The sequence below is a fragment of the Vibrio sp. VPAP30 genome (genome assembly GCF_001188205.1).
Classification (GTDB): domain Bacteria; phylum Pseudomonadota; class Gammaproteobacteria; order Enterobacterales; family Vibrionaceae; genus Vibrio; species Vibrio bivalvicida.
The window spans coordinates 186574-200031 of sequence record NZ_LBLS01000038.1 but is presented as its reverse complement, the minus strand read 5'-3'; the positions used below and the strand labels follow the sequence as shown (position 1 = coordinate 200031).

Sequence of the window (13458 nt, the reverse complement as noted above, 5' to 3'; positions counted from 1 at the left end):
TTATCGGTATTTATTATGGATCGTAAAAATCTAGCAAACGCAATCCGCGCTCTAAGCATGGATGGTGTACAACAAGCAAACTCTGGTCACCCAGGCGCACCTATGGGTATGGCTGACATCGCTGAAGTTCTTTGGCGCTCTCACCTAAACCACAACCCTTCAAACCCAGAGTGGGCTGACCGAGACCGTTTCGTTCTTTCAAACGGCCACGGCTCTATGCTGATTTACTCTCTACTGCACCTAGCAGGTTACGAGCTTTCAATTGAAGATCTCAAGAACTTCCGTCAACTTCACTCTAAGACTCCAGGTCACCCTGAGTACGGTTACGCACCAGGTATCGAAACAACAACTGGTCCTCTAGGTCAAGGTATCACTAACGCTGTAGGCATGGCGCTAGCTGAGAAGACTCTAGCAGCACAATTCAACAAAGAAGGCCACGACATAGTAGACCACTTCACTTATGCATTCATGGGTGATGGCTGTCTGATGGAAGGTATCTCTCACGAAGCATGTTCTCTAGCAGGTACGCTAGGTCTTGGTAAACTTATCGCGTTCTGGGATGACAACGGCATCTCTATCGATGGTCACGTTGAAGGTTGGTTCTCTGACGATACTCCTAAGCGTTTTGAAGCGTACGGCTGGCACGTAATCCCAGCAGTTGATGGCCACGATGCTGAAGCAATCAACGCCGCTATCGTTGCAGCGAAAGCAGATCCACGCCCTACTCTAATCTGTACTAAGACTATCATCGGTTTTGGTTCACCTAACAAGTCTGGCTCTCACGACTGTCACGGTGCACCTTTAGGCGCTGAAGAAATTGCAGCAACACGTAAAGAACTAGGTTGGGAGCACGGTCCGTTTGAAATTCCGCAAGATGTCTACGCGCAGTGGGATGCGAAAGAAGCAGGCGCAGCTAAGGAAGCAGCGTGGAACGAGAAACTTGCAGCTTATGAAGCAGCATATCCAGAGCTTGCAGCAGAATTCAAACGCCGCGTAAACGGTGAACTACCAGCGCAGTGGGAAGAGAAAGCAAACGCAATCATTGCTGATCTTCAAGCTAACCCAGCAAACATTGCATCACGTAAAGCATCTCAAAACGCACTAGAAGCGTTCGGTGCTATGCTACCTGAATTCCTAGGTGGCTCGGCTGACCTTGCACCTTCTAACCTAACTATGTGGTCTGGCTCTAAGTCAGTATCTGCTGAAGATGCGTCGGGTAACTACATCCACTACGGTGTACGTGAATTCGGTATGACGGCGATCATGAACGGTATCGCGCTACACGGCGGTTTTGTTCCTTACGGCGCTACGTTCCTAATGTTCATGGAATACGCTCGTAACGCAATGCGTATGGCGGCTCTGATGAAAGTTCAGAACATCCAAGTTTACACGCACGACTCTATCGGCCTAGGCGAAGATGGCCCAACTCACCAACCTGTTGAGCAGATCGCTTCTCTACGTTTGACTCCAAACATGAGCACATGGCGTCCATGTGACCAAGTTGAGTCTGCAGTAGCTTGGAAACTGGCAATCGAGCGTAAAGATGGCCCTACATCGCTAATCTTCTCTCGTCAAAACCTTGCACAACAAGATCGTGACGCTGCACAAGTAGCTAACATCGCTAAGGGTGGTTACATCCTGAAAGATTGTGAAGGCAAACCCGAGCTTATCCTTATCGCAACAGGTTCTGAAGTTGAGCTAGCGGTTAACGCTGCTGCTGAGCTAACGGCTGAAGGTAAGAAAGTACGCGTAGTATCTATGCCTGCTACTGACGCGTTCGACAAGCAAGACGCTGACTACCGTGAATCTGTACTTCCATCTGACGTAACTGCACGTATCGCCGTAGAAGCTGGTATTGCTGACTTCTGGTACAAGTACGTTGGCTTCGGTGGCAAGATCATCGGTATGACAACATTTGGTGAATCTGCACCTGCAGGTGAACTATTCAAGATGTTCGGTTTCACTACTGAAAACGTAGTAAACACAGCGAAAGAGCTTCTAGCTTAATCTCTACACCTCGATACTAAAATGCCCCGCTCATTGAGCGGGGCATTTTTTATTGAATCTCTTCAACATTGACTTCGGTGCTGAACTTAACGGTTTTGGTCGACACGGAAGTGTGAAACTTTCTGATATTCTTGTCTTGATGAAGCACCCTTTCAATAAAGCGCTCATAGGCTTGAATATCGGGTACTGAAACAATGATCAGAAAGTCATAGCTTCCGGTAATTTGATAACACTGTGTGACTTCAGGAGCCTGCTCAATTGAGCGCCTAAACACACTGTAGATATCTCCCCTATCACGCTCCATCTCAACGGATACTATGAGCGTCATTTTGTTTCCTGCCAACGACGGATTGATAATTGAAACATCTCCAACAATCACCTTGCCCGCCCTTAAACGTTTAACTCGCTTTAAACAAGCGGGTGGAGACAAGCCGACTTCCTCTGCAAGCTCAACATTCGCTATGCGGTTGTTCTTTTGCAGCACTGAAAGGATCTTCCGGTCGATTTTGTCAATTTCCATATATTTCTTCAAACTCCATCATTGGGAATTTTTGCATCCCTATTAATAATATAAAGAAACAAAATTAGACAAAACCATTATATATGCATCGTCATATTTCTCTACATTCGAATAACATTTTTCCATCCGTTGTTTTTAAAGGAATCGACAATGAACAAGCTGCAAAATTTCTTTCAAGATCTCGTTAAAGAAATCTTCGATGTCACCTGGACGCTCTACAAGATCATGGTGCCGATTATTATCATCATTAAAGTAATCGAAGAGATGGGTGGAATCGCAATCTTGAGTAACTGGCTTAGCCCTTTGATGAGCTTGGTTGGCCTTCCCGATGAGATGGGGCTCGTTTGGGCAACTACGCTGCTGACTAATATCTATGCGGGTTTATTAGTGTTTATGAATACTGATGTGCAGCTCACTGTCGCCCAAGTGTCAGTGCTTGGCACATTGATGTTGCTTGCTCATTCATTGCCGATTGAAGCTGCCATTGCCAAAAAAGCGGGTGTAAGCATCGCTATGACGTTATTGCTTCGGTTAGGTGGCGGAATACTCTTAGCATGGCTATTACATCATTCCTACCAGTACTGGGGCATATTGGGTAACACCGCAAATGTCGTCTGGTCACCAGAGCAAATTGCTCAGCAAACTTACTTAGAATGGACATGGGTTCAAGTTGAAAACCTATTTGCGATTTTCCTTGTCATTTCTGCTCTGCTTTTTGTCCTCAAGCTGATGAAACTTGTCGGTGTTGAAAAAGCGATGGCGATAATGTTGCGCCCAGTCTTAAGGTTACTTGGAATCAGTCGTGAAGCAACAAACATGACTATTGTGGGTATTACACTGGGCTTATCTTTTGGCGGCGGTCTTCTCATCAACGAAGCAAAGCGTGGGCACATCCCACCGCGAGACGTGTTTATCGCGATTATGCTGCTTAATCTTGTTCACAGTATGATCGAAGACACCATTTTAGTACTTCTGATAGGGGCCGATTTCATCTCTATCTTTTGGGGAAGGTTACTGTTTGGCTTGATTACCGTCGCGATACTGTCTCACACGCTCAGATATGTGAGTGATGCGACTTGTGAAAAGTACTTTTATAGAAGAGTCGAGTCTTAATTGTGGACGTTGGACTCTAACAAAATAAATGCCTACCAAAGCAATTTGGTAGGCATTTGTATTTTAAACTTGATTACTTAAAGCATTTCTTTCGCAACAAGGTAAAGCAAAAATGTTTCACGTTCGATACTCATCCCCTTTTTCGGGCTTTCGGCGATGGTCTTTTCATTATGCGCAATGGCATCGTGAATATTCATCCACACGGCTTTCATACCGTTCTTAATTTCATAGTCTTCGTAGTTGGTCTCACCGAGTTCTCGGTTAACTTTACACGTATAGCAGTAAGAAATCATATGTACGGCATCGGCGTTATCTTTGTGCCACGGTCGAAACTCTTCATAGATCCCAAAAGGCTTGATTCCATGAATGTTGTTAGCGCCCGTCTCTTCTTCTAGCTCACGAACCATTCCCGCAATGATGTCTTCACCCTCATCAAGACCACCCCCTGGTATGGTGTAATCATGGTAACGTTCTGTATATAGAAGCAGGATATCTTCACCATCAACGACGATGGCGCGCGCCGCATTGCGCTTAAAGATAAGTTTGTCGTCTAAATGTTCCAAATCAGGATGGACAGTGGTTTTTAGGTGTCTCATAGATGCGCTAGTGCTAAAAATTTTGCTGCGATTCTAACACTAGCGGCACCTGATATTCCAATACGTTTACGTGAACTGAGTTCCCTTAAATGCTAAGCAAGCTTAAAGCGGTTGATCATGCTCATAAGATCTTCGGAAACGTGCCTTAGCTCTTTACCAGAACTCGCCATTTGCGCTGATTCACTTGATACAGAGCTTGCCATATCACTAAGGCTCACAACATTGCGATTTATATCGTTGACCGTCACCGTTTGCTCTTCAGCAGCAGTCGCGATATGTTGTGCCATTTCTTCAATGGTATGAACTTCTCGATTGATCTTGTCAAGCGTCTGACCAGCCTCAGAAGAGAGTGCAGAGGCTTGGTTAGCCTTATCTGCTCCTTGGTTCATTACCACGACTACATTTTCAGCGCCTGTTTGTAGTTTTTCTACGATATTCTGAATCTCAAGTGTTGATTCCTGAGTTCGCTGAGATAGCGTTCTAACCTCGTCTGCAACCACTGCAAAGCCTCGACCTTGCTCGCCCGCGCGTGCAGCTTCAATTGCTGCATTAAGTGCCAGTAGATTGGTTTGTTCAGCTACGCCGCGAATCACTTCTAGAACAGTGTCGACATTTCTTGCATCGGTTGCGAGTTTCTGGACCACTTCACCTGCGGAATTAATCTGCTTAGCAAGTTCATTGGCTTCGGTTACATTTTTCTGAATGATTGTGTGGCTATTCTGGGTCTCTTTCGCAGCGAGTCGACTTGCGTCATTGGCTTCAGTGGTTCTACCTGCAACTTCTTCTACCGTAGCAAGCATTTCAGTCATAGCAGTAGCCAGCATATCCACGTCGTTTTGCTGTTGGTTCAAGCTATCATCAATGTGGTGTACAGAATTAGACAACTGAGTAGCGGAAGCTGAAACTTGAGTACCTGCATCACTGATATTGAGCATTATAGATTGAATAGATGCAACAAACTGATTGAAATAACGCGCCAAGTGAATCAGTTCCTTACTACCTTCTTCTGGCAAACGCTGAGTTAAGTCCCCCTCTCCTTGCGCTAGTGTATTCATTGCTTTGAGGGTACGTTTTAACGGAGAAGTAATGGTTTTAATAAAGTAACCAACCACCAGCGATAGCACAACTAAAATGCCAACCGCATAACTCAAGGAAGTCACTTCGGATCGGTAGGTTACCGCTTCCAATGCCACCATATTCATTCCCGAGCCGACCATCCATCCCCAGGGCTCAAACATTATCGCATAACTCGTCTTAGGGTCGAGAGTCTCTTTGTCTGGGTTCTTCCAGTGGTAGTTGACGAAACCACCGCCACTTTTTGCGGTTTGATAGAGATCCTTCACGAAATACAGGCCATTACTGTCTTGCAGGCTCATGATGTTCTTACCAAGTAAAGATAGGACACCACTTGCAAGCTGGTAACCGTCACGATCACCAATGAAGATGTAGTTGTCACCATCAAATCGCATTGCTGAGATTGTCTCTAATGCGCGAGCTTGCGCCACTTCCTTGGTTAATGCGCCCGTTTCACTTTGCTTGTGATAGTAGTCGATAACGCTCACCGCACTTTGAACCAAAGTTTCAACCCCTCGCTCATAGTTTTCACGCATGTGCTGGCGAGATTGATCAATATTCAACAAAGTATTGGCGAACAAACCGATTGCGAATAGGCCAAGTATTGACCAAGCTCTCACGGCAATTGAGACATCTTTGAGTTTTTGAAATAACATATCCATATCACCCTAACCAAACGTCGAAATAATGATTCCTTTCAGCAAAAACCATAAATAAGAGATGGTTATATACTGGTCGGATTTTTATTATCAAGTATAACGGTAGCAGTAAAATGAATAGTTTGTGTGACCATTATATAAATTTAGTAATACTTAAGGGGTAGTGATAATAGTGTTAATTTAAGTCTCTGAATATCTCTCATCAATTACAATTCCATCAACATAATATGCTGTGGTCCGGCAGCACCTCCCAAATAAAGCTCACCGCTGTCTGAAAATCCATTGTTTAAATAACACCGATATGCGACTGGATTTTTACAGTTAACGGTCAGGTAAACAGTGTTAAAGTTCGGGTACTGCTGAGCGAGGTAAGAACCCAACTCAGCCGTTGTAGCACTTCCATACCCCTTTCCTTGGCACGTAATGTCGACTAAGAATGCTCTAAACCCCAGAGCTCTATCGGGTGCGAAGTCGTACCCACCACTGTACATCGTATCGATAAGAAAAATACCTACTACGTTATCATCGGCCAATACCAAGTGAGGATGAACTTTATCGTCAGCGTTGAGCAAAACTTCTTCTATTGTTCCAACGTAAGGGAGCTGATCTTCGGCGATACTTAATGTCATAACCTGCTCAAGATAAGCTGGTGTCATTGGGGTTAATGTAATCATTGATTTTCTCATACTTCCTTTACTTTTAAACACAATATATATCAATGTTTTATCTATCGGTGCAATAGGCATATAGCCTTAGTTAATTTATGGTTTATTTTCTTTCTAATAAGGTATTCAATAGGCGTCGTTAATCTCCTTTTACCTTTGAGAGTTTTTTATGATAGATGTCGCTGTATTTAGTTCCAAATCTTACGATGAAGACTCTTTCTCTAAAGTAAACCAGCAATATGGTTTCAATCTCCATTTCCACGAGTTTCAATTAACGACTAAAACCGCAAAAATGGCCCAAGGCTGTCAAGTTATCTGCGCTTTTGTTAATGACGATCTTTCAGAGAAAGTACTCGATGCTTTATATCAGCAAGGCGTTAAGATGGTGGCAATGCGTTGTGCCGGATTTGATCGTGTCGATCTCGAAGCCGCAAAACGACTAGGTATTCAAATTGTTCGAGTTCCAGCATACTCCCCCGAGTCTGTCGCCGAACACACCGTCGGTCTCATGATGAGCCTAAATCGCCGTTTTCACAAAGCTTATCAACGAACCCGAGATGCGAACTTCAATTTAGAGGGTCTTGTGGGCTTTAATTTCTACGGCAAAACGGTAGGCGTAATCGGCACAGGAAAAATTGGTATCGCAACTATGCGTATCCTGAAAGGCTTGGGCATGACGATCTTGTGTCATGACCCATATGAGAATCAGCTCGCTATTGACTTGGATGCGAAATACGTTTCTAAACAAGCGCTATATGAACAAAGCGATATCATCACATTACATTGCCCGATGTCTGACGAAAATTACCATTTATTAGATGAAGCAGCTTTCGAGCAAATGAAAGATGGTGTCATGATCATCAACACAAGCCGTGGAGGCTTACTAGATTCAGCAGCAGCCGTGGAAGCCCTCAAGCGAGGTCGAATTGGAGCGTTAGGTCTTGATGTTTATGAGCATGAAAAAGAGCTGTTTTTCCAAGATAAGTCTAACGACGTCATCGTCGACGATGTATTTCGCCGGCTTTCAGCTTGTCACAACGTTTTGTTCACAGGCCACCAGGCTTTCTTAACCAATGAAGCGCTAGGAAATATAGCCGAGACAACCCTTGAGAATGTAGATGCCCTCGCTAAAGGTATCGCCTCCGGAAACGAAGTGTTGGAGCTTTAATTCTCTGTTAGAACGTGGTTTCGAATAGATAAGAAAGAGCCCCTTCGTCGGGGCTCTGTCAGTTTTATTTTCTTAATGCATTGAGTTTGGCTTGAGCGATCCCGAACACGGTATCAATCGGATAGCTTCCCTCATCACTTGGTGTTCCGGCGGCTTTTCCTGTGAAGAGTTCAATCGCCTCGGTAACATGATCAATTGCCCAGATATGGAATTCACCTTTCTCTACCGCCTTGACAATATCTGGCCTTAGCATCAAGTTATGCATATTCGAACGCGGGATAATCACACCTTGCTCATTAGTACGCCCTTTGATTTCACATACGTCAAAGAAACCTTCAATCTTCTCGTTGACGCCACCTATAGGCTGAGACTCACCAAACTGGTTCATCGACCCCGTTATCGCGATATCCTGACGATTAGGTTGCTTGGCAAAAGCTGAAACAACGGCGCAGAACTCAGCCATACTCGCACTATCACCATCAACACCACCGTACGACTGTTCAAAGGTAATGGTTGTATTCAGTGGCACTTTCGCTGTCTTACCAAACACTGAGGACAGGTAGGCCGTTAAGATCATCACACCCTTCGAGTGAATACTACCACCAAGATCAACACTTCTTTCAATATCAATGACTTCGCCTTCGCCATAGCAAGTAGTCGCGGTTATACGGTTAGGTGCGCCAAACATGTATTCACTGGTGCTGAGCACTGACAATGCATTAACTTGTCCGACTGCCTCACCGTGAGTATGAATTAACGTTGTACCATTAATGAAGCTTTCCATAACACTGTCTTTCAAACGACTAACACGCAGCTCTTGGTTAGACAACGCCTCTTCCACATGGCTGGAACGAATCATGTTTGAGTTAGCTTGTCTCGCAACATAGTTGGACTCTCGCAGCAAATTAGCGATATTCGCTGAATGAAGTGATATCTTGTTCTGATCTCCCACCAATCGCGAACTGTGTTCAATGATTCTTGCGATCGCTTTACGGTCACAGTGAAGCATATTATTGTCGTTTACGACACTTGAAATAAAACGCGCGTACTGCAATTCAGAGTCACTATCACGTTTCATTTCGTCTTCAAAATCAGCAGTGACACGGAATAGTTCGCTAAACTCTGGATCGTAGTGCTGAAGCAACTGGTAGGTGCGGTAGTCACCAAACAAGATAATTTTCACATCCAGAGGAATCGCTTCTGGATCAAGAGACACAGTACCGGTGAGAGTGACTTCTTTCTCTAGAGAAGTAAAACTTAATTGGCGAGCACGCAAAGCTCGTTTTAGACCATCCCAAACGTAAGGCTGCTCTAATACCTTTTGCGCATCCATCAACAATACACCCCCATTGGCCTTATGTAAGCTACCGGGACGAATCAAAGAGAAATCAGTAAATACGGTGCCTTTAAAGGTCGCCGTTTCAATATAGCCGAACAGAGTGTGATAGTTTGGGTTTTCTTCAACCACAATTGGGAACTCGTCTCCCTTACGGCTTACGAGAACATTAACTTTATAACGACGTGGTAATTTTTTATCCAGAGAAGCAGTAGCGACCTCTCCTTGCTCAGCACTTTGTTCGAGGAAGATATCGGCATTATCAACAATATCTTGCTGTAGCTCCGTTAAGTAAGATTTGATTACGGGGTAGCCTGAGTAGTCTTTTTTCAGTTGCTTAATAAAATGAGTAATTACATCTAAAGTGACTTCATCATTGAGCTTTTTAATCTTCTCAGTGTAAGTCTCTTCCCATTCAGTAAGTTGGCGCACCATATTTCTTAGCTCAACTTCGAGCTCGTCAATGGTATCGCCAAAGTACTCTTGCTCTCTCTTACTAAGCTCCTCAAAAGTCTCTTCAGTATGCAGATCTTCACCATTCATTGCGACAAACTGGTAATCACCTTGTGAAGTAATGGTCAAGCTAATGCCTTTTGACTTCGCCTCCTTTGTGATGACAGCGAGTTCAGCTTCTTGCTTGGTCGCAAGTTGGTTTTTTAGTTTGTCAGCTCGGCTGTAGTATAGTTCGTTGTCAAACGCAAGCGGCATTGCATTCACAAGCTTAGACATTAGTTTCTCAATATCTTGCTTGAATTGATTGCCGATTCCACAAGGAAGTTTGAGAACTTTCGGCGTCCGAATATCTTCGAAATTGGCGACATAGCACCAATCGAATAGTGCTGCTTCATCGTGTTGATGGCGATTGAGATAACGCAAAATCATGGTTCGCTTACCTAAGCCATTTTGGCCTATCGCATAGATGTTATATCCCTTTTCTTTGATCGACATAGCAAACTCAACTGCCTTTTGTGCTCGCTCTTGCCCGACAATCTCATCGATAGGCGCCAACTCTTTTGTCGACTTGCTTTGTAGTTTTTCTAGCTCAGCTGACAGATATAGCTGATTCGCTTCAAGTCTTTGAATGGTCATCACTCTATCCTTGTAGTTATTGTTTTCTTAAAGCTAGTTTAGGCTACATTTGTTTAAGTTTTAGTGACTTACAGCCAAATCACGTTCAACCGCTCACTTTTTAATCATTTACATCTAAATAGCCAGCATTTAAATGATAACCATTTGCATTGGATAATAAATTGCATTTAAATAGGGCGAGTATTAAACAGCGGAGTATTTGGACATGGATTTGCAGCAATGCTGGACACATTATCTAAAAGCAGAGCAATTGCTAGAACAAGGTCACTGGCCAGAAGCACATTACCTATACGAACTCGTGCTAAGTCACCTACCTTCTCACTTGCAAGTTGCGCTGATAGATAATCAGACCAAACCTTGTCAGTTTAGCTGTCTAGTCACGGGCTTGCGTGACGCAGCGGTTTCTCAGTCTGAAATTCTCAATAAGATGGGGCAACATCGGCAAGCGTTCAACCTGCTAAACCAGACCTATGCTCAGCTTCAATTTGTTTCAATTGAATCATTCGATTTGGTTCATGCCACCCAACATATTATACAAAATCAGTGTGACGATTTATTGCGTCATATGGGGGCTTTTTGTAGTGCTCAACGCAGCGCTCAATGGATGCTGGAATTCGAACATGTACAAAAAGCTCACCATTATTTTTCGACGCTCAAGCAATATAACTCCGCTATGGAAAGCTCACACACTATAAATTAATAAGGATGTACGATGTCACAGATGCCTATTCTTAAGGTTAAAAACCTCTGCGTAAGTTTTACCACCAACGATGGAATTGTAGACGCGGTAAAAAATGTAAGCTTCGACCTGCTACAAGGTGAAACCCTTGCAATAGTTGGCGAGTCGGGTAGCGGCAAGTCGGTGTCCACCAATGCACTAATGCAGCTTTTGCCAAACAATGCCATTGTTGATTCGCGATCTAGTATTGAGTTTGAAAATGACGAGTTGTTAGATAAATCAGAGAAAGAGATGCAACGTATTCGCGGTGATCGAATTGGTATGATTTTTCAAGAGCCTATGACCTCGCTCAATCCATTTATGCGTGTTGGAATTCAAGTTGCAGAGGCAATCATGTGCCATCGTAGTGTGACTCGATCTCAGGCAAAACAGCGAGTTCTTGATCTTTTTGACTTAGTCCATCTACCAAACCCTAAGCAAGCCTATACCAAATATCCGCATGAGTTCTCTGGTGGTCAGTTGCAACGCATTATGATAGCAATGGCGCTGATCAATGAACCAGATATCTTGATTGCAGATGAGCCCACCACTGCACTTGATGTGACAGTTCAGGCTGAAGTTCTCAATCTCATTAAAGAGATTCAAGCGAAGATGGGCATGTCTATACTCTTCATTACACACGATCTCGGTGTCGTTAAACACCTCGCAGATCGCGTGATCGTTATGTGTAAAGGGGACGTGGTAGAGCAAGGCCAATGTGACGAGCTATTCGCCGAACCGAAGCATGAATATACTCAGATGCTGATTAACTCAATTCCCAAAGGTAGCAAAGATCCAATAGAAGAGATGGCACCGCAGCTACTTAAAGCCAACGATATACGGGTTAAGTTCCTGACTAAATCTCATTTTCTGCCGCACCGTAATGAGTATTTTGAAGCGGTGAAAGGCATCTCGCTAGAACTGAAACAAGGGGAAACACTAGGTATTGTAGGCGAATCTGGTTCAGGCAAATCTACTCTAGGTCGCGCCTTGATTGGCTTGCTCCCTTCAACAGGTCATATCGAGTTTAAACAACAAGATGTTAGTCAACTGTCAGAAAAACAACGTTTCGAGTTGAAAAAAGACATCCAAATGGTATTCCAAGATCCGTATGGTTCTCTGTCGCCACGTATGACAGTTGGAGACATCATTACCGAAGCACTGACCGTTCACCAACCACAGTTGACACGTTCAGAGCGTATGGCTAGAGCACGAAAAGCACTAGATGAAGTGCGCTTAGATCCACACTCAATCAACCGCTACCCACATGAGTTTTCTGGTGGTCAGCGCCAACGAATTGCTATCGCGCGAGCATTGATTCTTGAGCCTTCATTCATTTTGCTTGATGAGCCAACATCAGCGTTAGACCGGTCAGTGCAGCTAACAGTTATCGATCTTCTTAAAGATCTTCAAAACAAGCACAACATCGGTTTCTTGTTCATAAGTCATGACTTAAGTGTCGTAAAAGCACTATCAGATCGTGTACTTGTGATGCAAAAAGGGGAAGTAATGGAACAAGGTACAGCAGACGAAATCTTCCATAATCCTCAAAGTGATTACACCAAAAAACTTATTGCTGCATCATTTGATTTGGAAGAATCAACCGAAGCAGCCTAAGCTTTCATTAGTTCGGTTTGGCCGCCGAAACAAAAAGCCGACGCAAGGATGCGTCGGCTTTTTATTTGCAATACGCTTAGAATTTGTAACTTGCCGACGCGTAGAAGCTTCCTATAGATTGATTATATTCCTTACCATTGAAGTCCAAAACAAAACTATCAACCTCATACGCAGCTCGAAATGAAAGCCCTTCTACCTGTGGAATATAGTATTCTAGCCCAACACCCAGTCTAATTGCTCCACCGGCTTCAGATCCAGACTCATCGAGATCAATGCTACCTAAACCAGCAGTACCAAATGGTCTTAGACCATTGTCAAATGTATAACCAACATTCGCCGAAAAGGTATATGAAGAATAACGTTGTTCATGATTAAACAAAGACTTCGAGTCTGTTATTTTAATTGGGGCATACTTGGTATACTGCGCCTCTATACCTACAACTCGGTTAAACATATACCCTGCGATCAGCTTGTATGTTTGGCCATCAATATTGTTGCTGGCGGTAATGGAAGAGTCATTGTAAAGCTCTGACACGACTTTTTGCATATCTGATGTATAGCCATCATCTTCAAAGTTTGTAGAACCAACACCCGCCCCTATATAAAACCCACCAAAATCCTGAGCAGAAGCGAAAGAAGAGAAGATCATTGTTGCTAAAATTAGTTTTTTCATAGTTTCTTTATTATGTGTTTGCAAGAAGTCGTCACTCTAATCACCCAACAACTGCTTTTCAATAAAGCGGTCGTAAATGTTACACTGTGTTGACAAAATTGGTTTTTCGGCTTTAAGAACAAGCTCCAGTGCCGCATTTGTCGACTCTAGCCCTCAGGATTAATTGGCTGCTCTTGGAGATAAACTTGCCCCACATTGAGCTGGGCTCACTGTTATACTTTGG

11 protein-coding genes are annotated in these 13458 nt (G+C 43.8%); 5 read left to right on the top strand and 6 right to left on the bottom strand.

Going from position 1 to position 13458, the window contains the following annotated elements; translation table 11 throughout:
• Positions 1-15: 15 nt before the first annotated feature.
• Positions 16-2007, top strand: a complete 1992-nt coding sequence (tkt, locus tag ZX61_RS18650) for a transketolase (RefSeq protein WP_049846101.1) — start codon at positions 16-18, stop codon at positions 2005-2007.
• A 49-nt stretch (positions 2008-2056) separates the two neighbouring features.
• On the opposite strand, the gene ZX61_RS18645 is transcribed toward tkt, so the two are convergent.
• Positions 2057-2527, bottom strand: a complete 471-nt coding sequence (locus ZX61_RS18645) for an Lrp/AsnC family transcriptional regulator (protein ID WP_049846100.1) — start codon at positions 2525-2527, stop codon at positions 2057-2059.
• Between the two features lie 150 nt (positions 2528-2677).
• On the opposite strand from ZX61_RS18645, the gene ZX61_RS18640 reads away from it, so the two are divergent.
• Positions 2678-3640: a hypothetical protein gene (locus ZX61_RS18640; RefSeq protein WP_049846099.1), complete on the top strand. Its 963-nt coding sequence runs from the start codon at positions 2678-2680 to the stop codon at positions 3638-3640.
• A 77-nt stretch (positions 3641-3717) separates the two neighbouring features.
• Here the strand turns inward: ZX61_RS18640 and ZX61_RS18635 are convergent, their stop codons facing one another.
• The 3 genes from ZX61_RS18635 to ZX61_RS18625 all read right to left on the bottom strand — a co-directional run bounded on the left by ZX61_RS18635 (position 3718) and on the right by ZX61_RS18625 (position 6643).
• Complete coding sequence (locus tag ZX61_RS18635) at positions 3718-4236, bottom strand: NUDIX hydrolase (RefSeq protein WP_049846098.1); 519 nt, start codon at positions 4234-4236, stop codon at positions 3718-3720.
• A 92-nt stretch (positions 4237-4328) separates the two neighbouring features.
• Positions 4329-5966, bottom strand: coding sequence for a methyl-accepting chemotaxis protein (locus tag ZX61_RS18630; protein WP_049846318.1), 1638 nt, complete (start codon positions 5964-5966; stop codon positions 4329-4331).
• A 209-nt stretch (positions 5967-6175) separates the two neighbouring features.
• Positions 6176-6643 (bottom strand): GNAT family N-acetyltransferase, encoded by a 468-nt coding sequence (locus ZX61_RS18625; RefSeq protein ID WP_049846317.1) that lies wholly within the window; start codon positions 6641-6643, stop codon positions 6176-6178.
• 160 nt (positions 6644-6803) lie between these two features.
• Between ZX61_RS18625 and ZX61_RS18620 the strand changes: the two genes are divergently transcribed.
• The gene (locus tag ZX61_RS18620; RefSeq protein WP_049846097.1) at positions 6804-7802 is read left to right on the top strand and encodes a 2-hydroxyacid dehydrogenase; all 999 of its coding nucleotides are present in this window, start codon (positions 6804-6806) and stop codon (positions 7800-7802) included.
• A gap of 64 nt (positions 7803-7866) precedes the next feature.
• On the opposite strand, the gene ZX61_RS18615 is transcribed toward ZX61_RS18620, so the two are convergent.
• Complete coding sequence (locus ZX61_RS18615; RefSeq protein ID WP_049846096.1) at positions 7867-10227, bottom strand: Lon protease family protein; 2361 nt, start codon at positions 10225-10227, stop codon at positions 7867-7869.
• A 205-nt stretch (positions 10228-10432) separates the two neighbouring features.
• Between ZX61_RS18615 and ZX61_RS18610 the strand changes: the two genes are divergently transcribed.
• Both ZX61_RS18610 and ZX61_RS18605 read left to right on the top strand, forming a co-directional pair.
• The gene (locus tag ZX61_RS18610; protein ID WP_049846095.1) at positions 10433-10927 is read left to right on the top strand and encodes a hypothetical protein; all 495 of its coding nucleotides are present in this window, start codon (positions 10433-10435) and stop codon (positions 10925-10927) included.
• A gap of 12 nt (positions 10928-10939) precedes the next feature.
• On the top strand, positions 10940-12562 hold the full coding sequence (locus ZX61_RS18605) for an ABC transporter ATP-binding protein (protein ID WP_049846094.1): 1623 nt from the start codon (positions 10940-10942) through the stop codon (positions 12560-12562).
• A 76-nt stretch (positions 12563-12638) separates the two neighbouring features.
• Here the strand turns inward: ZX61_RS18605 and ZX61_RS18600 are convergent, their stop codons facing one another.
• On the bottom strand, positions 12639-13235 hold the full coding sequence (locus ZX61_RS18600) for a porin family protein (RefSeq protein WP_049846093.1): 597 nt from the start codon (positions 13233-13235) through the stop codon (positions 12639-12641).
• Between the last annotated feature and the right edge of the window lie 223 nt (positions 13236-13458).

What these genes read in the sequence shown, in the direction of transcription:
- ZX61_RS18620 (WP_049846097.1), top strand. Translation starts at nt 6,804, where the DNA reads ATGATAGATGTCGCTGTATTTAGTTCCAAATCTTACGATGAAGACTCT.
- ZX61_RS18610 (WP_049846095.1), top strand. Translation starts at nt 10,433, where the DNA reads ATGGATTTGCAGCAATGCTGGACACATTATCTAAAAGCAGAGCAATTG.
- ZX61_RS18630 (WP_049846318.1), bottom strand. Translation starts at nt 5,966, where the DNA reads ATGTTATTTCAAAAACTCAAAGATGTCTCAATTGCCGTGAGAGCTTGG.
- tkt (WP_049846101.1), top strand. Translation starts at nt 16, where the DNA reads ATGGATCGTAAAAATCTAGCAAACGCAATCCGCGCTCTAAGCATGGAT.
- ZX61_RS18615 (WP_049846096.1), bottom strand. Translation starts at nt 10,227, where the DNA reads ATGACCATTCAAAGACTTGAAGCGAATCAGCTATATCTGTCAGCTGAG.
- ZX61_RS18600 (WP_049846093.1), bottom strand. Translation starts at nt 13,235, where the DNA reads ATGAAAAAACTAATTTTAGCAACAATGATCTTCTCTTCTTTCGCTTCT.
- ZX61_RS18635 (WP_049846098.1), bottom strand. Translation starts at nt 4,236, where the DNA reads ATGAGACACCTAAAAACCACTGTCCATCCTGATTTGGAACATTTAGAC.
- ZX61_RS18640 (WP_049846099.1), top strand. Translation starts at nt 2,678, where the DNA reads ATGAACAAGCTGCAAAATTTCTTTCAAGATCTCGTTAAAGAAATCTTC.
- ZX61_RS18625 (WP_049846317.1), bottom strand. Translation starts at nt 6,643, where the DNA reads ATGATTACATTAACCCCAATGACACCAGCTTATCTTGAGCAGGTTATG.
- ZX61_RS18605 (WP_049846094.1), top strand. Translation starts at nt 10,940, where the DNA reads ATGTCACAGATGCCTATTCTTAAGGTTAAAAACCTCTGCGTAAGTTTT.
- ZX61_RS18645 (WP_049846100.1), bottom strand. Translation starts at nt 2,527, where the DNA reads ATGGAAATTGACAAAATCGACCGGAAGATCCTTTCAGTGCTGCAAAAG.